The sequence below is a fragment of the Microbacterium azadirachtae genome, assembly GCF_000956545.1.
GTDB classification, from domain to species: domain Bacteria; phylum Actinomycetota; class Actinomycetes; order Actinomycetales; family Microbacteriaceae; genus Microbacterium; species Microbacterium azadirachtae.
Genome location: NZ_JYIT01000061.1, coordinates 37365 through 57426 on the forward strand (window position 1 = coordinate 37365; position 20062 = coordinate 57426).

A 20062-nucleotide genomic window follows, 5' to 3' on the forward strand; every position below is an offset into this window, starting at 1 on the left:
AACGGCGCACATGAGCGGGCTGGGAGATCCTGATGCGTGCGCTGTGAGCCGGGCTCTGCGGGGTCGCGAGCTCTCGCGCCGCCGCCGCGCGCGGGAATAGCATCGCCCTCGGTCAGCGGCGACCGCCGATGGCCGAATCAGAGTCTGGAGATCCCGGATGCGCAGAAAAGTCCTCGGCGTCGCCCTCGCGGTCGTCGCCACCGTCGCCGCCACGTTCGCCGGAGCGGGAGCCGCCAATGCGGCGCCGCCGCCGAAGAGTCCCATCCCGAACTCGACACCGGGCTGGCTCAGCCATGCGACCAAGGGAGGACCGGCGACCGGATCGGTGAGCGCGCGCGTCTACCTCGCACCCGCCGGAGGCCTGGACGCGCTCACCGCGTTCGCGTCCGCGGTGTCGACGCCCGGATCCGCGCAGTACAAGCAGTTCCTCACGGCGGCCCAGTACCACGCGAAGTTCGACGCGCCGCAGTCCACCGTCGACGCCGTGACCTCCTGGCTCCAGGGCGCCGGGCTCAAGACCACGGTCGACGCCGCGCACCGCTACGTGGACGTCACCGGCGGCGTGGGCAACGCGAGCAAGGCGTTCGGGGTGACGATCTCGAACTACACGCACGACGGGCTCACGGTGCAGGCGCCCGACGGCGCCGCGAGCACGCCGGGCGCGCTCGCGGGCGCGGTGATCGCGGTCGGCGGTCTGGACACGACGCCCACGCTCGTAGAGCCGAAGACGCAGAAGCCCGCACCGCCGGACGGCGGCTTCCGCAACTCGCCGATCTGCGGCAAGACCTACGGATCCGCGACGCCGGGCAATCTCGCGACGCCCGACGGCACCGTGCTGCCGCCGTTCGACGGCAAGACGCTCCCGTACTCGCCGTGCGGCTACACCGGACCGCAGCTGCGCAGCGCCTACGAAGCCGGGCTCACCGGCGGCTGGGACGGCACGGGCGTGACGGTCGCCATCACCGACGCCTACGCGTCGCCGACGATCGAGGCCGACGCGAACCGGTACGCGAGCGACACGGGCGACAAGCCGTTCGCGGCCGGCCAGTTCTCGCAGAACCTGCCGAACGCGTACACGAACGTCAACAGCAACAAGTCCAATCACCAGTGCGGCATGGCCGGCTGGTACGGCGAGGAGACCCTCGACGTCGAGGCCGTGCACGCGATGGCACCCGGTGCCAACATCCGTTACTACGCGGGCAAGAGCTGCATGGATCCGGATCTCCTCGACACCTTCACGCGCATCAACGACGAGAACGTCGCGAACGTCGTGACGAACTCGTGGGGCGGGACGGGCGACGTCGTGAAGCCGTCGCTGCTGCTGGCCTACCAGACGGCGTTCCTGCAGGGCGCCGCCCAGGGCATCAGCTACGTCTTCTCCTCGGGCGATGACGGCGACAACGTCGCCAAGATCGGATCCGCGCAGACCGATTACCCGGCCTCCGACCCGTACGTCACGGCCGTCGGCGGCACCTCGACCGCGATCACCGACGCGGGCATCACGGGCGAGACCGGCTGGCAGACCTCGAAGTACGTGCTGAAGGACGGCGCGTGGTCGCTGAGCAACGCGTTCCTGTACGGCGGAGGCGGCGGCTACTCGTCGAACATCGCCGAGCCGCAGTACCAGAAGGACGCGGGCATCGTCAGCCCCAACGGCGGGCGCGCGGTGCCGGACGTCTCGATGGACGGCGATCCGACCACGGGCATGCTCGTCGGCCAGACGCAGACCTTCACCGGCCAGGCAGCCTACGACACCTACCGGATCGGCGGCACGAGCCTGGCATCCCCGCTGTTCGCCGGCATCACGGCGCTGAAGATCCAGGCGGGCGGCACTGGGCTGGGCCTGTTGAACCCGACGATCTACGGCACGCAGGGTCAGGGCTTCCACGACGTCACGGGCGCCGGCATCGACGAGGGCGCCATCCGCGTCGACTACGCCAACGGCCTCGACGCCACCGGCGGCTACGTCTACTCGGTGCGCACCTTCAACGGCGCCACTTCGACGCAGACCGTCGGCACGGGCTGGGACACGGAGACCGGCTGGGGCAGCGCCCGCGCCGGCTGGGTGCAGTAGCCGCCCTCCGGGGCAGGGGCGCCCTTCGTCTCGTCGGTCGCTGAGCGAGCGGCGCGAGACGAAGGGCGTCACCGACGCCGCGCGACGTACCGGTGCTCGGGGCGTCCCGTGCTGCCGTAGCGCAGCTCGAGGCGCACGAGGCCCGACTGCTCGAGCTGCGTGAGGGCGCGCTGCGCGGTGGTTCGGCTGATGCCGATGTCGGTCGCGATCTCCTGCGCCGAGGCGTCCGTGCGCCGCGCGGTCACCGCGTCGAGCACGGCCTGCAGGGTGGGCGCGAGGCGGCGTCCCTCGTCGGGGACGGACGCGGGGGCCGGGCGCAGGAGGTCGAAGAGCCGGTTCACGTCGTCCTGGGTCGCGGCGTCGCCGAGCGCGGCGATCCGCTCCTGCGCCTGGCGGAAGGCCGTGAGCCGCTCCGCCAGCTCGGCGAACCCGAACGGCTTCACCAGGTAGTGCAGCGCGCCGAGCTGCACCGCGCGCCGCACGGTCGCGAGGTCGTTGGCGGCCGAGATCACGATCACGGCAGGCCCCGTGCCGGATCCTGTCGACGGATCCGGATCCGGATCCGGATCCGCCAGCAGCTGCCGCACCACGTCGAGGCCGTCGCCGTCGGGCAGGTACACGTCCATGAGCACCAGGTCGGGGCGCAGCTCGCGGGCCTGCCGCAGCGCCTCGGCCGCCGAGCCCGCCTGCCCGACCACGCGGAAGCCGGGCACCGCCTCGACGAAGCCGACGTGCACGCTCGCGACCCGGAAGTCGTCGTCGACCACGAGCACCGTGGAGTCCGCCAGGCTCACCGTTCTCCTCCCCTCACGTCTATTTGCGCCGAACCGTGGCGTTCGGCCCCGGTTTCCCACGGTTCGGCGCAAAGAGACGGAGCGGTGGGGCGGGGGATCACGACCGTGAAGGCGGCGCCGCCGTCGCGGGCCACCGACACGGTGCCGCCCAGCCGCGAGGCCGTGGTGTGCACGAGCGAGAGGCCCAGGCCGCCGTGCCGGGCGAGGGATCCGCGCTTGGTCGTGTAGCCGCTCTCGAAGATGCGCGGGATGGATCCGTCCGGCACGCCCGGACCGTTGTCGGCGACGCGCACGGTCAGCGTCTGCGGGGTCTCCACGATCGCGACCGTCACCCGGCGCGGCGCGGGGGAGTCGGCCAGGGCGTCGAAGGCGTTGTCGATGAGGTTGCCGAGGATCGTGACGAGGGCCTGCAGCCGGTCGGGGGCGGATCCGAGATCCGTCTCGGGAGCGATTACGAGGTCGATTCCGCGCTCGTTCGCCTCGGCGGCCTTGCCCAGCAGCAGCCCGACGATCATCGGCGCCTCTATGTGCGTGCGCAGCGTGCGGTCCAGGTCGGCCGACGTGCCGCGGATCTCGTTCAGGTACTGCAGCGCCTCCGGCGCCCGGCCGAGCTCCAGCAGCCCGGCGACGGCGTGCATCCGGTTCGAGAACTCGTGCTGCTGCGCCCTGATCGACTCGGCGAAGCTGCGCTCGCCGTCGAGCTCCTGGCTGAGCCCGGTCACCTCGGTGCGGTCCTGCAGGGTGAGCACGGCGCCGTGCGGCCGGCCGGCCAGCGTCACCGGCATGCGGTTGAGCACGAGCACGCCGGAGTCGGTGACGGCGATCGCGTCCTTCACCTCGGTGGTCCCGGTGAGCGCGTCGCGGATCGGGCTCGCCGCGAGCACGTCGTCGAGCCGGCGTCCGCGGGCGCCGTCGGGCAGCCGCAGCAGGCGCTGGGCCTCGTCGTTGACGACCGTGATGCGCCCCGCCGGGTCGATCGCGATCACGCCCTCGCGGATCCCGTGCAGGGTGGCCTCGCGCTCCTGAAGGAGGTGCGCGATCTCGTCCAGCTCGAGGCCGAACGTGCGGCGCTTGAGCACGGCGGCCAGTCCGAAGGACACCGCCGTGCCGATCGCGAACGCGAGCACGATCCAGGTCGCGTAGATGGGGAGCTGGCCGAGCAGCTCCGCGGCGACGCTCGACTCCCTGATGCCCACCGAGACCTCGCCGATCACCGTGCGCGAGGTGCCCGCGAACACCGGGACCCGGGCGTTCGCGGTGGTGCCGGTCGCGCCGACGTCGGTGCCGCGGTGCACCTGTCCGTCACGGGCGACGACGTCCTCCGACACCTTCCGGCCCACGAGCGTCGGATCCGGATGCGAGTGGCGCACGCGATCCATGTCGATGACCACGACATAGGCGGCGCCGGTGCGCTGCTCGGTCGCGGTGGCCAGCTGCTGCACGTCGCCGTCGCAGGAGGAGGGGCCTGACGAGAGGCAGCGCTGCACGGCGGGCATCTCCGCGAACGTCTGCGCGATGTCGGCCGCGCGGTCCTGATAGTCGCTGGTCAGGTTGGCGCGGGCGGTGACGGCGAACAGCACGAAGCCGATCAGCAGCGAGGCGCTGAGGATCGCGACCTGAGCCAGCAGGATCAGGCTCGACAGTCTTCGGATCCGTCGTCGCATCACCTCCGGATTCTCTCATCGTCGCCCCTGTGCGAACCGTGCGCAGAACGCCCAAAAGGTGCGGCAACGCCCGAAACGACGGGCAATGCGCGCAAGCGCGACAGCGCCGGGGGCGCGGGACGAGCATCGATCCATCGCCCGGCGTCGTCGCCGCGGCGAGCAGACACAGACAGAGAGGTCTTCGTGCCATGAGCGACACACGTTCCCCGGGTGCCGGCCGCACCCTCGATGCCGGCGGACCCGCCGCGGGCATCGAGATCGTCGGCCTCACCAAGCGCTTCCTCACCCCGAAGGGCGACACGTTCACCGCGATCCGCGATGTGACCCTGAGCGTCGAGCCGGGGCAGTTCTGCGCGATCGTCGGCCCGACCGGCTGCGGCAAGTCGACCACGCTGGCGCAGGTCTCGGGACTCGAGCGTCCCAGTGCCGGATCCGTCAGCGTCGGCGGTCGCATCGTCGACGGGATCACGCAGGGCGTGAGCTACATGTTCCAGGCAGACTCGCTGTTCCCCTGGAAGACCGTGCTCAACAACGTCATGGTCGGCCCGGTGCTCACCGGCACGCCGAAGAAGGAGGCCACGGTGCTGGCGCTGGACTGGCTGCGCCGGGTCGGGCTGGCCGGCTTCGAGGACCGCTACCCGCACCAGCTGTCCGGCGGCATGCGCAAGCGCGTCGCGATGGCGGCCGCGCTCATCAACCGGCCCCGGATCCTGCTCATGGACGAGCCGTTCGGCGCGCTGGACGTGCAGACCAAGGCGATCATGCAGACCGAGCTGCTGCAGCTCTGGGAGGAGCTGCGCCCCTCGGTGCTGTTCATCACGCACGACCTCGACGAGGCCGTCGCGCTCGCCGACCGGGTGGTCATCATGACCTCGAGCCCCGGCACCGTGAAGGACGTGTTCGACATCGACCTGCCCCGCCCGCGCGGCGACGTGCAGCAGATCCGGCACGAGCGCCGCTTCCTCGAGCTGCAGGGGCAGATCTGGGAGTCGCTGCGCGAAGAGGTCGACCGTGCATACGCGCAGACGGCGGCGGTGGCGGCATGAACGACGTGCTCTCGACCCCGCCCCAGACGGACCTCACGGGTCAGCTCGGCTACGCGGCCGACGACCCGCGCAACGTCTTCCGTCCCGAGGCCCAGACCGAGGCCGAGCTGCAGGCGGCGGGCCGCCGCGCACGCCGCCGTCACACCACGTGGGTGTGGGTCGGGCGGATCGGGTTCGCGGTCGTCGTGTTCGGCGGCTGGCAGCTGTTCACCGAGCTCGGCTGGGTGGACAGGTTCTTCTTCGGGCAGCCCACGGCCGTGTGGGACAGCCTGGTGCACCTGTTCACCGTGGGCACGGCGTTCGGATCCATCTGGGAGAACCTGTGGGTCACGGTGCAGGAGGCGCTGCTCGGCTTCGCGGTCGGCACGCTCGCGGGCATGGTCGTCGGGATCCTGCTCGGCAGCAACCGCTACCTCGCGGAGGTATGCGGGCCGTACATCAAGATCGTCAACGCGATCCCGCGCATCGTGCTCGGCTCGATCTTCATCGTCGCCTTCGGCCTCGGGATGCCTGCCAAGGTGCTGCTGGCGGCCGTGCTGGTGTTCTTCGCGGTGTTCTTCAACGCCTTCCAGGGCGTGCGCGAAGTGGATCCGAACCTCGTCTCCAACGTGCGGGTGCTGGGCGCGTCGCCGCTGCAGGTCGCACGGCACGTCACGATCCCTTCGGCGATGACCTGGATCATCGCGAGCCTGCACACCGCGTTCGGCTTCGCGATTATCGGCGCGCTGGTCGCGGAGGTGCTCGGCGCCCAGCGCGGCATCGGCCTCATCATCAGCCAGGCGCAGGGGTCGTTCGATCCGAACACGGTGTTCGCCTGCATGGTCATCATCGCGGCGTTCACGCTCGTCGCCGAGTACCTGATCTCGCTGCTCGAGAAGCGGGTGCTGCGCTGGCGTCCCCCCACCCGCTCCGAGGCGTCGTCGATCTGACGGGCCGGAGCAGAACCCTCCCTCACCAGGAACGCCGACCCGATCGGCGCAACGAAAGGAAAACCACATGAACAAGCGCGGCATCGTCGCCGTCGCGGCGGCCGGAGCACTGGCGCTCAGCCTCGCAGCCTGCAGCGGCGGAGCATCCGGATCCTCCAGCTCGGCGGGAGCCGGCAACGGCACCCCCGAGACCGTGAAGATCATGGTCGGCGGCATCGACAAGCAGATCTACCTGCCGTACAAGCTGGCCGATCAGCTCGGCTTCTACAAGAAGTTCGGCGTGAACGTCGAGCTCTCCACCGAGCAGAACGGCGGCGTCGGCGCCGAGGATGCGATGATCTCCGGCCAGGTCGACTTCGCGGGCGCCTGGTACAACCACACGATCGAACTGCAGCCGAAGGGCAAGGAGGTCATCGACGTGGTGCAGCTGTCCGGGGCTCCGGGCGAGCGGCTGATGTGCACCGACAAGAGCGGGGTGAAGAGCGCCGCCGACATCAAGGGCAAGAACATGGGCGTGACCGACCTCGGGTCGGGCACCGACAAGCTCACCCAGTTCATCGCGCACAAGGCGGGCCTCTCCACGAGCGACTACCAGACCGTCGCGGTGCACGCCGGTGCGACGGCGATCGCGGCGCTCAAGCAGGGCTCCGCCGACTGCGCGATGACGACGCAGCCGACCGTGACCGCGCTCACGAGCCAGAAGGTCGCTGACACGGTCGTCGACCTCGCCTCGACCGAGGGTGCGAAGAAGGCCCTGGGCGGTGCATGGCCGGCCGCCGGCCTGCTCGGTCGCTCGGAGTGGGTGAACAAGCACAAGGACGCGACGCAGCGCGTCGTGAACGCCCTGGTGGCCACGATGCACTGGATCGACGAGCACTCCGCCGCCGACATCGCGAACAAGCTGCCGGCCGAGTACGTGAACAACTCCACGATCACCAAGGACCAGTACATCGCCGGTCTCACCACCGACAAGGGCCAGTTCCTGCCCGACGGCATCATGCCCGCCGGTGGACCCAAGACGGTGCTGGACATGGAGAAGCAGCTGGGTCTGGACACGTCCAAGGTCGATCTGAGCAAGACGTTCACGAACGACTACGCGCAGAAGGCCAACAAGGACGCCGGCACCAAGGTGTCGACGACCCCGGCCGGATCCGACGGCTGAGCCGGATCAGATCCGTGAGCCTGCCGAAGGCTCGATCGGCCGGGCACCCTCACTCGGGTGCCCGGCCCTTCCCTGCTCCCGGCGCGACCATAGGCCCGATCGCGACACTGAGCTCCGTGTCTGGCCTGCGTGGTGATTCATGAGCCTCTCCGGGAACGGCGCTGATCTGTCGCTCCTCCTCCCTGACGTCGCCTGGTACCAGCGGCGCGCGGCGCAGGCCCTCCTGATCGCCTGGATCCTGTTCGCGTTAGGGCTGCCGATGATGATCCGTCTCGTCGTCGTGATCCGGGCGACCATCCTGAACCCGCACGAGGAAGACCCGGCGGGGCCAATCGATGCGTTCGTGCTGTTGTGCGGGATGTTCCTCGAAGCCATCGCAGTCATGCTCTTCCGCTGGGCATCGGCTCGGCGCCGGACGGCGGCGGCTGTCGCGTCCTGGCAAGTGCGCGGCGCGGACGGTGGGCGGATCGCGGCGTCGGCTCTCCGGCGACCGATCTCGAGCATGCCGCGGCTCCGGCGCTGGCTGGATCGGCGGCGGGCGTCGGTCGTTGCGTCGTCGGGCCTGCCGGATCCGGAGCGCCGCATGCAACTTTTTCTCGCTGCACGGGGCAGGCCCGGGACGCGGCAGGAACGGTCGGAGAGGTTCGGTGAGTCGATCGCGATCGACTACGAGCGGTCCCTGGTCCTGCGTCGTTCGGTCGCGGTGCTGATCAGCCTCGCCATCATCTGCGTCGGCGTGATCGCGGCGATCGGCTACATCGTGGATCGGAACGCATCCGGCCCGTATCAGGTCGGCCGCCTGATGCTGCTCGCGCTTCCGGTGTTGATCCCGTTCGTCGGCGTCGCACTGCGGCGCTGCGCTCTAGGCTTCGGGCCGGTCCTCGCCCGGATGATGCCGGTGCTGAGGCGACGAGACGGCGGCATCGATCGGAACACGGCTCTCGCGATGCTCGTGAAGCCTCGGCTGCACGAGATCTGGACGGAGCTGCATCCGCTCACTCCCTGATGTTGCCCTTCGACGAGGCGCAGCCTGTGGCGCCACCGACGGCAGGGGCCCCGATGCGCGTTCTGTTCAATCGCCCGCCCGGTCGTCCTTCCTATCGTCGGAGGCATCCACGAGCGGGAGGTTCGATCATGAGCAAGGTCATCTGCGGTCTGTCCGTGTCTGTCGACGGGTTCATCACGGGACGTGATCCCCGGCCGGGGCACGGCCTCGGCGACGGCGGCGTGCTGTTCGACTGGTACGGCAGCGGGGATGTGCCGAGCGCGGTGTTCGCGGGCTTCCGGCTCTCGGCGCCCAGTGCGAGGGTGTTCGACGCGCTCGCGTCGCGCGTGGGGGCGAGTCTTGCGGGGCGCACGACCTATGCCGATTCCGACGACTTCGTCGGAGGCGCTCCGCATCCGACGGCCCCTCTCGTGGTGCTGTCCCATGAGGCGTTCGCCCCGGCCAACGAGCGGCAGACGATCGTGAGCACCGGCCTCGCCGACGCGGTCGCGGAGGCCAGGCGGCTCGCCGACGGCAAGGACGTCGGACTCATGGGCGGCGTGCTCGTCACCGAGGCGCTCGAGGCCGGGCTCGTCGACGAGCTCATCCTGCACCAGGTGCCGGTGCTGCTGGGGGCGGGCCGGCGCTTCTTCCACGAGCTCCCGCGGCACATCGCGCTGCGGATCCACGAAGTGGTGCCGGCGCCCGACGTCACGCACCTGCACTATCTCGTCGAGCACGCCGGCCGCGCCGACGAGGGGGGCGCGCGATGATCCTCGTCACGGGCGGGCTCGGGATGATCGGCGCGCACACCGCGGCGGCGCTGGCCGACCTCGGCGAGGAGGTGGTGATCACGGCGCATCGCCGCACCGACGTGCCCTCGTTCCTCGCCGGACGGGCGGCCGTGGAGACGGTCGACGTCGCCGACCGCGATGCGTTCCTCGCCCTCGGCGAGCGTTACGACATCGGTGGCATCGTGCATCTCGCCGGCAGCATCCCGGAGCCGGATCCGATCCCGTACTTCCGTCGCGACACCGCGGCACTGCTCACCGCGCTCGAGGCTGCGCGCACGTGGGGGGTCGCGCGCTTCGCCGTCGCGGGCAGCATCAGCTCCTACGAGGGGCTCGCGCAGAGGCCGTGGACGGAAGACCTCGCCCTGCCTTCGGCGGTGCCGCCGCATCCGATCGCCGCGTTCAAGAAGGCCGTCGAGCCGCTGACCCTGTTCGCCCTCGCGGGCACCGGAGTGCATCCCGTGCTGCTGCGGATCGGCAGCACGTGGGGGCCGCTGATGGATCCGGAATCGCCGTTCAACCCGGTGCCGTCGACGGTCGGCGCCATGCTGCGGGGTGAGCGCCCGCGTCCGCTTCCTGCCGCGGGAGGGGACTTCGCCTACGCACCGGATTCGGGAAGGGCGATCGCGCTGCTCATGACGGAGCCCTCGCTCGCGCACACCGTGTACAACGTGTCGAGCGGTGTCCCGTTCACTGCGGGAGAGCTCGTCGAGGCGCTGAACGCCGCGCTGCCCGGATCCGGTGGGGCGTCGGTGCCCGTGGAGACTCCGGAGGGGACGCCGGAGGATGCGCCGTATCTCGACACCGCGCGGCTGCGCGCGGAGACCGGCTTCGCGCCGGCGTTCGACCTGCGCGCGGCGGTGGCGCACTACGTCGGCTGGCGTCGGGAGAACGCGCGCTGAGGCAGCGCGCAGACGGCCTTGCCTAAATTACTCAATTGAGTAAAAATGGATCCATGACACCGACGCGCAGCTACCGGACGACGCAGGAGCGCCGTGCCGAGATCATCGAGGCGACGGTGCGGGTGCTCGCGGAGCAGGGCTTCGCGGCCACGTCGTTCGCCCGGATCCGCGAGGTCGCCGAGCTCAGCAGCACCCGCATGATCTCGTACCACTTCGTCGACAAGGCGGCGCTCATGGGCGCCCTCGTGGAGCACGTCGTCCAGCAGGCAGCCGCCGTCATGGTGCCGGCCATGGAGGCCGAGGCCACGTGGCGCGGCAAGCTCGCGGCGTACCTCACGAGCAACCTGCGGTTCCTCGCCGACAACCGGCTCGCGGCCCGGGCCCTGATCGAGGTCATCCGCAACGCGCCGCGCACCGACAACGACCTTCGCGAGGACACCTCGGCGCTCCTCCTCTCGCTGCTCCTGACGCAAGGGCAGGAGGCGGGGGAGTTCCGCGCCTTCGATCCGCTGGTGGTGGCGCGCTCGATCCGCGCCACCATCGACGCCTTCGCCATGACCATGCCGTCCGAGGAGGCGGCGACCGCGGCGGCGATCGACGAGATCGTCGCGCTCTACCACCGGGCCACCCGCCCGGAAGGAGGATCCTGATCATGACCCTGACCGTCGACCGCCTCGCCGCGGTCCGTCCGGCCCTCGACGCCGTGCGCCGGCTGTGGTGGCTGTGCGCCGCGGTCTCGCTGATCGCTCTGGCCGTCGCCGCGGTGCTCGCGATCGTGGATCCCGCGGAGGTGAACTGGGTGGTGTGGCTGCGCGGTTCGGTCGTCGCGGTGGCCAGCCTCGTGTTCGTCGTCGTCACGAGGGCCGCATCGCGCGGCAGTCGTCGTGCCTTCACGCGGATGCGATGGATCTCGATCATCGCGCCGATCGGGATCGGGCTGATCATCATCTCGCCCGACTCCGGGTATCCGCTCTGGATGAAGATCGAGCAGGGGGCCATCGGGATCCTCATCGTCGCGATCGCGGTGCTGCTGAACCGCGGCTCGACGCGGGCGGCCTTCCCCAAGCAGGGCTAGGCGTCATGGCCGACACGTACCGGGAGCGGGCGCCGAGCGCCGCGCTGGGCGGTGCGGTGCGCACGATCTGGGTGCAGAGCGTCGGCGGGGCCCCCGCCGTCCATCGCCATCTGCCCACGGGCGGCGTGGAGATCCATGTCGTGGTAGGGCAGGGGGCGCGGCTCCTCGGTCCGCTCACCGGGCATCGGCTCGAGGTCATCCCGCCGCGCACCACGATCCTGGGGGTGCGCTTCCGCCCGGGTGGCGCGCCGCCGCTGCCTCTGCCGCTCGAGGAGCTCGTCGATCAGAGCGTGCCCCTCGCGGAGATGTGGGGCGGCCTGGCCGACCGTCTGCAGCACGACGTCGCCGCCGCAGGCACCCTCGAGCGCGCGATCGGCGCGCTCGAGGCGTTCCTCCTGCAGCGGTTCCGGGTCGGCCGTGCGGCGGATCCGGTGCTGCGGGCCGCGGTCGCGGCGCTCATGCCGTGGCGGCCGGTCGAGGTCGGCGCCGTCGCGGCAGGAGTGGGCCTGTCGGAGAGCCAGCTTCGGCGACGCGCGCTGAGTGCCGTCGGACTGAGTCCCAAGGTGCTGCAGCGCACCCTGCGGTTCCAGGGCTTCCTCGCGCTGGCCCAGGCTCACGCGACGCCGAGCGGACGTGTCGGCCGCGACGGCATCGCCGGACTCGCCGTGGATGCGGGATATGCCGACCAGGCGCACCTCAGCCGCGAGTGCCTGCGGCTGACGGGGCAGACTCCGCGAGAGCTGCTGCACGGCGACGTCGAGCGCTGCGCCTGCGGGCACGACCACTCCGCGTCGTATCGCCCGTTCCTCGCGGGCCGGCTCCGCGCGGGTCCGGTGCCGGTCACGACCGTCTGACGCGATCGACGGGCGGCCCGCACGACGAACGGCGGCCCTCCGCAGAGGCGCCGCCGTTCGCGTCCGTGCGTGTCAGCGTCGCGTGGTGACGGGATCCGCGGATCCTGTCTCCTGACCGGGCCGGTTCCGATCGTCCGCGTCGAGCGCGCGCAGGTCGGCGCCTTTCGTCTCGCGCGCTGCGGCGACGGCGACGAGCGTGATCGCGCAGGCGATCGCCACGTAGACCGCGACCGGAGCGCTCGAGTGGTACTGCGCGAGCAGGCTGGTCGCGATGATGGGGGCGAGCGAGCCCGCGAAGATCGATGTGACCTGGTAGCCGAGGCTGACTCCCGAGTAGCGCATCCGGGTCGGGAACATCTCGGCCATCAGCGCCGGCTGGCCGGCGTACATGGCGGCGTGGAAGACGAGGCCGAGTGCGATGGCCGCCCAGATGACGATCGGGCTGCCGGTGCTCATCATCGGGAAGGCGAAGAAGCCCCAGACGGCGCCGAGCAGGGCGCCGGTCGCGTAGACGGGCTTGCGGCCCCAGCGATCCGACAGTCGTCCCCACAGCGGGATCACGAGGAAGTGCACGACGTGGGCGCCGGCGAGGATGAGCAGCGTCGCCGAGGTCGCCTCCTTCACGGTCTGCGTGAGGTAGACGATCGAGAAGGTCACGACGACGTAGTAGAGGATGTTCTCCGCGACGCGGAGGCCCATCGCCACGAGCACGCCGCGGGGGTAGCGGCGCACGACCTCGAGGGGTCCGAAGCTCTTCGCCGCCTCCTGCTCCTGCTGCTTCTTCATCTCCAGGAAGATCGGCGCCTCGGTCACCTTGGTGCGGATGTACCAGCCGATCAGCACGATCACGGCCGACAGCCAGAACGCGATGCGCCAGCCCCATCCGAGGAACGCGTCATGCGTGAGGGTGGACGACAGCACGAACAGCACCAGTGTCGCGAGCAGGTTGCCGACCGGTACGGCGGCCTGCGGCCAGCTGGCCCAGAAGCCGCGTCGCTCCCGGGGGCTGTGCTCGGCGACGAGCAGCACCGCGCCGCCCCACTCGCCGCCGATCGCGAAGCCCTGCGCGAAGCGGAGCAGCACCAGCAGCGCGGGTGCCGCATAGCCGATCTGCGCGAACGTCGGCAGGCAGCCGATCAGGAACGTCGCCGCCCCGATGATGAGGATGCTCGCCTGCAGGAGGCGCTTGCGTCCGTACCGGTCGCCGAGGTGGCCGAACACGATGCCGCCCAGCGGCCGCGCCACGAACCCGATCGCGTAGGTGACGAAGGCGGCGATGATGCCGCTGAACGGGTCGTCCGACGGCGGGAAGAACACCGTGCCGAGCACGAGCGTCGACGCGGAGGCGTAGAGGAAGAACTCGTACCATTCGACGACCGTGCCCGCCATCGATGCGGCCACGACCCGTCGCAGACCCGAGGGGGATGCTGTCTCGTATGCCATCAGTGCTCCTTTGCACGTCCAGTTCGGCTGTCGACTCCCCAGCCTGCGGGCAACGCGACGATGCGACAATGGCCATTTGCGGCGAACACGATGTGCAGAATCGCACACCGCGACCGGATCCGCCCGATGATGTCCTGCAGGCTGAGCATCGCGTGTGAAGGGCGCTGGGCGTCGCGTGTGAGAAGCCCGCGATCCCGGCGGCAGCCCGGGGCGGCGCGTAGCGTCGAAGAATGAGCACTCTCTATTACGGAAGCTCCGAGCACGCCATCGAGATCGAGGACTACGCCCTCGCCCACCTCAAGGTCGTGATCGCGACGAAGCTCCGGCGCAACGAGAGCTTCACCCTGTCCTGGCGGCACGACGGCGATCAGCCGCTGGGTCGTTCCACGATCTGGCTGCACCCGTCGATCCAGCTCCGGTTCGAGTTCGACGACCCGAATCCGCCCGAGCTGGACCCGGCGCGCATCCAGGCGATCGCCAATTCGGCGAACACGTCCGGCGGGATCCTGATTTCGGAAGAGGCGACCCTCGCTCTCGCCTGATCCGCGACGACCACCCCGCCTCCCGGAGAGGCGGGGTGGTCTCGTTCCCGTGGTCCTTTCCGGATCCGGATCAGGCGCTCGTGGCGTGCTCCGCGGGGAGCGGGTCGGCGGAGGAAGCAGTGCGCGCGCGTCTCCGGCGGCCGACGAGGATCCCGGCGGCGAGCGGGGCGGCGATCCCGATGAGCACAAGGGCCAGTCCGGTGAGCTGTCGGGCCTCCAGCACCTCGCCGGCCACGAGCACGCCGAGGAGCACGCCCGTCACGGGGTTGAGCAGCCCGATCAGCCCCACGGTGCCGGAGGGCAGGTGCTTCAGTGCGGCGAACCACGCGACGTTGGCGAGTGCCGTCGCGACCAGCGCGAGATAGCCGTAGGCCGCGAGGGTCACCGCGTCGAGACGGGGTGGAGGGCCCTCGACGGCGACCGCGATCGGAAGGAGCGCGAGGCCGCCGAAGACGAGCTGCCAGGCCGTCGAGGGGAGGATCCCCACCTCGCCGTTCCAGCGCTTGGCGAGGATGAATCCGATCGACGACATGGCCATCGCGGCGATCGAGGCGATCACGCCGCGGGGATCCGCCGCGGTGGTGGTGCCGAGAAGCATGAGCGCGACGCCGGTGATGCCGACCGTCGCGCCGAGCAGGCGCAGGACGCCGGGGCGCTCGCGCAGGATCGCCCACGCAGCGAGGGCGATCGCGACCGAGGAGGTCGCCATGATCGTGGAGGCGATGCTCGTGGGCAGCAGCTGCGCCGCCGCGTAGACGAGCACGAAGAAGGCGCCGACGTTGAGGGTGCCCAGCACGGCGGATTTCCACCACCAGGAGCCGCGCGGCAGGCGCCGCACGAGTGCGAGGAGCAGCAGTCCCGCGGGCAGCGCGCGGATGGCCGCGCCCCAGATCGGGGAGTCGGGCAGCCACTCGCGCGTGACGAAGTAGGTGCTGCCCCAGGCGATCGGCGCGATCATCGCGACCCCGAGCCATCTCCAATTAGCTTCCACGGAAGACACTATAGCTTCCAAGGAAGATATAGTGAAGGGGTGACCGAGATCGATGACCAGGTGGCGCGGATCCAGCAGGCGTGGCGCCGCGAGCGCCCCGACCTCGACGTGACGCCGATCGGCACCATCGGGCGGCTGCATCGTCTGGCGCTCGCGCTGACCGAGGAGCTCGTGACCGTGTACCGCGCGCACGGGCTGTCGGAGGGCGACTTCGACGTGCTGGCGGCGCTGCGCCGCACGGGAGAGCCGTTCGAGGCCAGCCCGAGCGACCTCGCCGCGTCGACCATGGTGACGAGCGGCGGCATGTCCAAGCGGCTCGATCGTCTCGAGGGTGCAGGCCTCATCAGCCGCCGGGTCGGATCGGGCGACGGGCGCGGCCGGGTCGTCGCGCTCACCGGGCAGGGGAGGGAGCTGATCGACGCGGCGTTCGCCGACCACGTGGCGAACGAGCAGCGGCTCCTGTCGATGGTGCCCGCCGAGGAACGCCCAGCGCTCGAGGCGACGCTGGCCGGCTGGCTCGCGCACTTCGAGGGATCTGCCTGACGGGCCCGGGCTGATCTCGTCGCGCGTCGGATCCGCCGATCGTCCGTGCGGTCAAGCGCGAACGGTCCGCGCCACGACCCAGCGATGCGGAGAGAGCGGGCGGATGCGCTGGAAGCCCCACTTCTCGAAGGTCGGCATCGTCCCCGTGTGCAGGAAGGATCCGGAGACGCGGCGGTCGTCGGTCTCCTCGGGGTAGCCCTCCACGATGCCGCCGCCGAGGTCCGCGATCGCCGTCAGCGCGCCCCCGAGCGCGGCGGACGCGACGCCCCGCTTGCGGTGGCCCTTGCCCGTGAAGAAGCAGGTGATCCGCCACGCGGGGAGCGCTGTGAGGCCTTTCCCATACGCACGGCTGCTCTTGATCCGCGGCACCTCGGTCGGGCTGCCGAACTGACACCATCCCACGCAGGCGTCGCCCTCGAACACCAGTGCCGCGTGGGTGGTTCCGGTAGTGACCCGTTTCCGCTTCTCGGCGCGGTTCCGTTCCGCGGTGCGCGAGGGGTCGTTGACGTCCACGTGGAACGCCATGCACCAGCAGCCGCCCCAGACGCCGCCGTGGGCTTCGACCAGGGCGGCGAACGCGTCCCACGTGTCCTCGTCGAGCGACCGGACGGTCCGTCCGTCGGAGGTCTCATGGAGAGGGGCGCCCATCGTCTCATTCTGCGACCGGGGCCGGGCGGGATCCAGCGCGATGTTCGGAGGGCAGTCCACCGGTGTGGTGCGCCGGCGGACCCGAGCCGTTGTCAAGGGGGTGACGGTGCGCTCGCGCCGGACGTAGCGTGCCGATGAGGGAGGAGATGAGGAGGAACCATGGACGGCGACGCTCTCCAGGGAGACGGCACGGGCGCCTCGAACGAGCAGACCGAGGGGCGCTACACGGACGTCGACGGAAAGCCCGTGACGCGCCGCTCGCTGCGCGGCCGGTACACGCGGACCGAGCATGCCGGACCCGACCGAGAGGACAAGGGCGCCTACACTGACGCGGAGCACGCGGACCGCAGTGCACCCCCGCCTCACTCGGTGCACGATCGTCCCGGGAAGTACACTCGTCGCGACCAGTAAGCGCGGGCGCTCAGGGGCGGCTCGACGGCACCGTGTAGAGGGTGTGCAGCACACCCTCGCCCTGCACGACGACCGTCGGGCCCTCCAGCAGGCGGGGGCCGTCGATGTCGCCGAAGTAGGGCCTTCCGGATCCGAAGACGGCAGGCACGACGTCCATGGCGACCTGATCGACGAGCCCGGCCGCGAAGATCTGGCCGCCCACCCGGCCCGCGTTCACGGCGACGATGCGGTCGCCCGCCAGATCCTGGGCCACGGCGATGGCTTCGGCGACGTTGTCGACGAAGTGGTACGACGCCTCGGGATGCCAGCCCTCCGGCTTGGGCCGGTGGGAGACGACGACCACGTGCTCGCCCGCCGGCGGGCGCCCCTCCCAGCCGTCGACCAGGTCGAACAGGTGCCGCCCCATCACGATGCAGCCGATCGACTGCCAGAACCCGCGTACATACTCGGCCGATGCCGGGGACACCCGGAAGCCGCTTCCGGATCGCGAGTGGTCGAAGTCGCCGTCCGCGGCGTCCGGCTCGGGGAGGATCGGGGTTGTCCCGTTGAAGTACCAGTCGTGGAGTGGCCCGACCGCGTCGTGATCGTCGGCGATGTAGCCGTCGAGGCTCGTGACGCTGTGCATGATCACCGTGCCCATGAGGGGATCCCTTCGGTTGCTGAACGCTGGTGCGACGATCCTCGCCGAGCCTCAGGAGTGCCGGCTTGGAAAAAATCACTCGGCGGGCATCGGCCCCATGTCGGGCGGGAACGACGGCTCCGGTGGGAAGCGGCGCCGCAGGGCCAGGTAGTCGGTCGGCGTGCGGCCGGTGAAGTCGCGGAACTCGTTGATCAGGTGCGGCTGATCGAAGTAGCCGACGGTCTGCGCGAGGTCGGCCCAGGCCGGCGGGCTCGCCGCGTCGACCGACAGCACCACGCGCGCGAACCGGTAGATGCGCGCCAGCCGCTTCGGGGTGACGCCGACGACCGAGGTGAACCGGGAGGCGAGGCGGTTGCTGCTGAGCCCGGTCTCGCTCGTCAGCGCCGCGACGGTTCCGGATCCCCAGGACGACTCGAGCCGTCGCGCGGCGTGCTGCGCCGGATCCCGCTCGTCCGGACTGGCGTCGGCGAGGCGCGACAGGAGCTCGGCTTCGATCACGGCGAGTCGGTCGGAGGGGGTGGCTGCGTCGGCCAGCCGATCGCGGAGCCCTCGGATCCCCGACCCCCAGAGCGCGTCGGCGGGCACACAGCGGTCCCGCAGCTCGCCCATCGGCGCGTCCACGAAAGGCGCCAGGCCCCACGGCTTGAGATGCACGCCTACCACGTTCACGTGGCGCCCGTACTCGATCACGTACCGGCGGGTCCAGATCCCGAGGAACCACGCGTCCACCAGCGACTCGGGCGTGCGCTCGCCCGACGGATCATGGAGCACGACCGGATCGCCGAGGTTGATCATGAGGTGCGCCGACGGCATCGGAGGCACGAGCAACCGGCGTCGATGCCCCGGGTCGCCGAAGAGGCAGTAGAGGTCGTCGGCGTAGCGATCCAGCGGCGGAGCCGGCTTCCTGCCCACATAGCGCACGCTGCCAGTCTGACCCGGGGACGCGGGTGGGGGACAGCCCCTGGAGCGTCTCAGAAACCGCACCGCGCCAGGAAAAGACGAAACCCCCGCGATGTAGAAGCTACGCGAGGGTTCCTGGGGTGATTGTAACGATCACCCTTGTGGCTCCGACCGGCATCGATCCGGTGACCTTTCGATTTTCAGTCGAACGCTCTACCAACTGAGCTACAGAGCCGCACAAGCCGGAAGGTGGAAGCTTCTGACCTGCGTCCTAGACGAAAGGCCTTTCCGAAGAAAGGCCCGTCGCTTGGAGCGACCCTGACGGGACTTGAACCCGCGACCTCCGCCGTGACAGGGCGGCACGCTAACCAACTGCGCTACAGGGCCAGAACTATGAAATTGTATCGGAAAGAGTGACCCCAACGGGATTCGAACCCGTGCTACCGCCGTGAAAGGGCGGCGTCCTAGGCCGCTAAACGATGGGGCCGGAGGCGAACCTCGGGGGTTCCCTTGCCGACGCTCAAGCATAAGGGGTTCTTGAGGCAAAACGCCAATCGAGGGCGAGTTGGGCTGGATCCCGGGCGTGTCCAGGAGCAGTATGGAGGGTGGTCCCGTTCCGTCCCCTTGAACATGACCAGCACCCGAAGATCCGAAGAATTCCCGATCCCGACCCGGATCCGATGGTTGCGCACGGGACTGATGTTGCTAATGTGACATGAGTGAAACCGGCGAAAGGGAGCCGCGTGAACAATCCGAACATCAGAGACGTCCGTCGCGACCCGGCACGGACGTCCGGCGTTCCGCGCGCCGTCGCCGGCGGCCGCGCGCGCCGCAGCGGCGTCGCCCTCAGCATCGCCACGGTCGGTGCGCTGATCCTGGGTCTCTTCCTCGGGGCGCCGGCCGCCTATGCCGACGACTACCCCAGCTGGGACGACGTGCAGGCGGCCAAGGCCAACGAGGCGGCCACCGCGAGCGAGGTCTCCCGGATCCAGGGCCTCATCGCGGGCCTCACTCAGAACGTCGCCGACACCAAGGCTGCGGCCGAGGCCGCGGGCAACGAATACTTCGCCGCACAGCAGGCCGTCGACGCGCAGGCGCGCCGACTCGCCGATCTGCAGTCGCAGGCCGAGACGCAGAAGAAGGCCGCCGACGACGCGGCGGCAAAGGCGGGGCAGATCGCCGCGCAGCTCTCGCGCGACGGCGGCGACACCACAGCGCTGCAGCTCTTCTTCTCGAAGTCCACGGCCAACAAGGACGAGCTGCTGCACCGCCTCGGCCAGATGGACCGCGTGCTCTCCGGCACCCAGGCGATCTACGACAAGGCGCTCACCGCGAAGAACACCGCGCAAGCGCTGACGGATCAGGCCACCGCGGCGAAGACCGAGCGCGACCGTCTCGCGAAGATCGCCGAAGACAAGATGCAGAAGGCGCAGGCGGCGGCCGACGCGGCCGCCAAGGCCCTCGCCGACCAGCAGGCCAACCTCGGTCAGCTGCAGGCGCAGCTCGCCGCACTCCAGGACACCACCGCCAAGACCGTCGCCGGCTATCAGGCGGGCGAGGCTGCCCGTGCTGCCGCCGAGGCCGCACGCCAGGCCCAGCTCGCCGCGGAGCGCCAGGCCGCGATCGACGCCGCCAAGAACAACGGCGGCGTCGATCGCGGCCTGGCGC

The 20062-nt window shown here is 70.4% G+C and carries 20 protein-coding genes, 3 tRNA genes and 1 pseudogene; 14 read left to right on the plus strand and 10 right to left on the minus strand.

Features of this window, described 5'->3' with window-relative positions; all coding sequences use genetic code 11:
* Positions 1-157: 157 nt before the first annotated feature.
* Positions 158-2074, plus strand: a complete 1917-nt coding sequence (locus RL72_RS04265) for a S53 family peptidase (protein ID WP_045249573.1) — start codon at positions 158-160, stop codon at positions 2072-2074.
* A gap of 68 nt (positions 2075-2142) precedes the next feature.
* Here the strand turns inward: RL72_RS04265 and RL72_RS04270 are convergent, their stop codons facing one another.
* Together RL72_RS04270 and RL72_RS04275 are read right to left on the minus strand one after the other, a co-directional pair.
* Positions 2143-2868 (minus strand): response regulator, encoded by a 726-nt coding sequence (locus RL72_RS04270; protein WP_248700369.1) that lies wholly within the window; start codon positions 2866-2868, stop codon positions 2143-2145.
* Positions 2865-4532: a sensor histidine kinase gene (locus RL72_RS04275; protein WP_082072058.1), complete on the minus strand. Its 1668-nt coding sequence runs from the start codon at positions 4530-4532 to the stop codon at positions 2865-2867. The genes RL72_RS04270 and RL72_RS04275 overlap by 4 nt, the downstream gene beginning before the upstream one ends.
* A 188-nt stretch (positions 4533-4720) precedes the next feature.
* On the opposite strand from RL72_RS04275, the gene RL72_RS04280 reads away from it, so the two are divergent.
* The 9 genes from RL72_RS04280 to RL72_RS04320 all read left to right on the plus strand — a co-directional run bounded on the left by RL72_RS04280 (position 4721) and on the right by RL72_RS04320 (position 12276).
* Positions 4721-5578 (plus strand): ABC transporter ATP-binding protein, encoded by an 858-nt coding sequence (locus RL72_RS04280; protein WP_045249574.1) that lies wholly within the window; start codon positions 4721-4723, stop codon positions 5576-5578.
* Positions 5575-6507 carry an ABC transporter permease gene (locus RL72_RS04285; RefSeq protein WP_082072060.1) on the plus strand — a complete coding sequence of 311 codons (933 nt, stop codon included), beginning with the start codon at positions 5575-5577 and terminating at the stop codon, positions 6505-6507. Before RL72_RS04280 ends, RL72_RS04285 begins: the two co-directional genes overlap by 4 nt.
* Positions 6508-6574: 67 nt before the next feature.
* On the plus strand, positions 6575-7669 hold the full coding sequence (locus tag RL72_RS04290; RefSeq protein ID WP_045249575.1) for an ABC transporter substrate-binding protein: 1095 nt from the start codon (positions 6575-6577) through the stop codon (positions 7667-7669).
* Positions 7670-7808: 139 nt separating this feature from the next.
* Entirely contained in the window at positions 7809-8675 is an 867-nt protein-coding gene (locus RL72_RS04295; protein ID WP_045249576.1) for a hypothetical protein, read from the plus strand.
* Between the two features lie 128 nt (positions 8676-8803).
* On the plus strand, positions 8804-9427 hold the full coding sequence (locus RL72_RS04300; RefSeq protein WP_045249577.1) for a dihydrofolate reductase family protein: 624 nt from the start codon (positions 8804-8806) through the stop codon (positions 9425-9427).
* On the plus strand, positions 9424-10347 hold the full coding sequence (locus tag RL72_RS04305; protein WP_045249578.1) for an NAD-dependent epimerase/dehydratase family protein: 924 nt from the start codon (positions 9424-9426) through the stop codon (positions 10345-10347). The genes RL72_RS04300 and RL72_RS04305 overlap by 4 nt, the downstream gene beginning before the upstream one ends.
* A 53-nt stretch (positions 10348-10400) precedes the next feature.
* On the plus strand, positions 10401-10997 hold the full coding sequence (locus tag RL72_RS04310; protein ID WP_045249579.1) for a TetR/AcrR family transcriptional regulator: 597 nt from the start codon (positions 10401-10403) through the stop codon (positions 10995-10997).
* A 2-nt stretch (positions 10998-10999) separates the two neighbouring features.
* Complete coding sequence (locus tag RL72_RS04315) at positions 11000-11422, plus strand: hypothetical protein (protein ID WP_045249580.1); 423 nt, start codon at positions 11000-11002, stop codon at positions 11420-11422.
* Between the two features lie 5 nt (positions 11423-11427).
* Entirely contained in the window at positions 11428-12276 is an 849-nt protein-coding gene (locus RL72_RS04320; protein ID WP_045249581.1) for a helix-turn-helix domain-containing protein, read from the plus strand.
* Between the two features lie 72 nt (positions 12277-12348).
* Here RL72_RS04320 and RL72_RS04325 read toward each other — a convergent pair whose 3' ends face one another.
* The gene (locus tag RL72_RS04325; RefSeq protein ID WP_045249582.1) at positions 12349-13719 is read right to left on the minus strand and encodes an MFS transporter; all 1371 of its coding nucleotides are present in this window, start codon (positions 13717-13719) and stop codon (positions 12349-12351) included.
* A 230-nt stretch (positions 13720-13949) separates the two neighbouring features.
* On the opposite strand from RL72_RS04325, the gene RL72_RS04330 reads away from it, so the two are divergent.
* On the plus strand, positions 13950-14261 hold the full coding sequence (locus RL72_RS04330) for a DUF7882 family protein (RefSeq protein WP_045249583.1): 312 nt from the start codon (positions 13950-13952) through the stop codon (positions 14259-14261).
* 70 nt (positions 14262-14331) lie between these two features.
* Here the strand turns inward: RL72_RS04330 and RL72_RS04335 are convergent, their stop codons facing one another.
* On the minus strand, positions 14332-15252 hold the full coding sequence (locus RL72_RS04335) for a DMT family transporter (protein ID WP_052674180.1): 921 nt from the start codon (positions 15250-15252) through the stop codon (positions 14332-14334).
* Between the two features lie 39 nt (positions 15253-15291).
* Here RL72_RS04335 and RL72_RS04340 point away from each other — a divergent pair, with 39 nt between their 5' ends.
* Entirely contained in the window at positions 15292-15795 is a 504-nt protein-coding gene (locus tag RL72_RS04340; RefSeq protein ID WP_045249585.1) for a MarR family winged helix-turn-helix transcriptional regulator, read from the plus strand.
* Positions 15796-15846: 51 nt separating this feature from the next.
* Here RL72_RS04340 and RL72_RS04345 read toward each other — a convergent pair whose 3' ends face one another.
* Positions 15847-16443 (minus strand): putative GNAT family N-acetyltransferase, encoded by a 597-nt coding sequence (locus tag RL72_RS04345; RefSeq protein ID WP_045249586.1) that lies wholly within the window; start codon positions 16441-16443, stop codon positions 15847-15849.
* Positions 16444-16602: 159 nt separating this feature from the next.
* Here RL72_RS04345 and RL72_RS04350 point away from each other — a divergent pair, with 159 nt between their 5' ends.
* Positions 16603-16854 (plus strand): hypothetical protein, encoded by a 252-nt coding sequence (locus RL72_RS04350; protein ID WP_045249587.1) that lies wholly within the window; start codon positions 16603-16605, stop codon positions 16852-16854.
* Positions 16855-16864: 10 nt separating this feature from the next.
* Here the strand turns inward: RL72_RS04350 and RL72_RS04355 are convergent, their stop codons facing one another.
* From RL72_RS04355 to RL72_RS04375, 5 genes are all read right to left on the minus strand, one after another.
* Entirely contained in the window at positions 16865-17494 is a 630-nt protein-coding gene (locus RL72_RS04355; protein WP_045249588.1) for a dihydrofolate reductase family protein, read from the minus strand.
* 75 nt (positions 17495-17569) lie between these two features.
* A complete protein-coding gene (locus RL72_RS04360) occupies positions 17570-18415 on the minus strand; it encodes a helix-turn-helix domain-containing protein (RefSeq protein WP_045249589.1) in 846 nt (281 codons plus the stop codon).
* A gap of 141 nt (positions 18416-18556) precedes the next feature.
* Positions 18557-18629: transfer RNA gene (locus RL72_RS04365), tRNA-Phe, on the minus strand.
* A 78-nt stretch (positions 18630-18707) separates the two neighbouring features.
* Positions 18708-18781: transfer RNA gene (locus RL72_RS04370), tRNA-Asp, on the minus strand.
* Positions 18782-18808: 27 nt separating this feature from the next.
* A tRNA-Glu gene (locus tag RL72_RS04375) sits at positions 18809-18881 on the minus strand.
* A 256-nt stretch (positions 18882-19137) separates the two neighbouring features.
* Between RL72_RS04375 and RL72_RS04380 the strand changes: the two are divergent.
* Positions 19138-20062, plus strand: a pseudogene (locus RL72_RS04380) (M23 family peptidase); the annotation flags it as partial.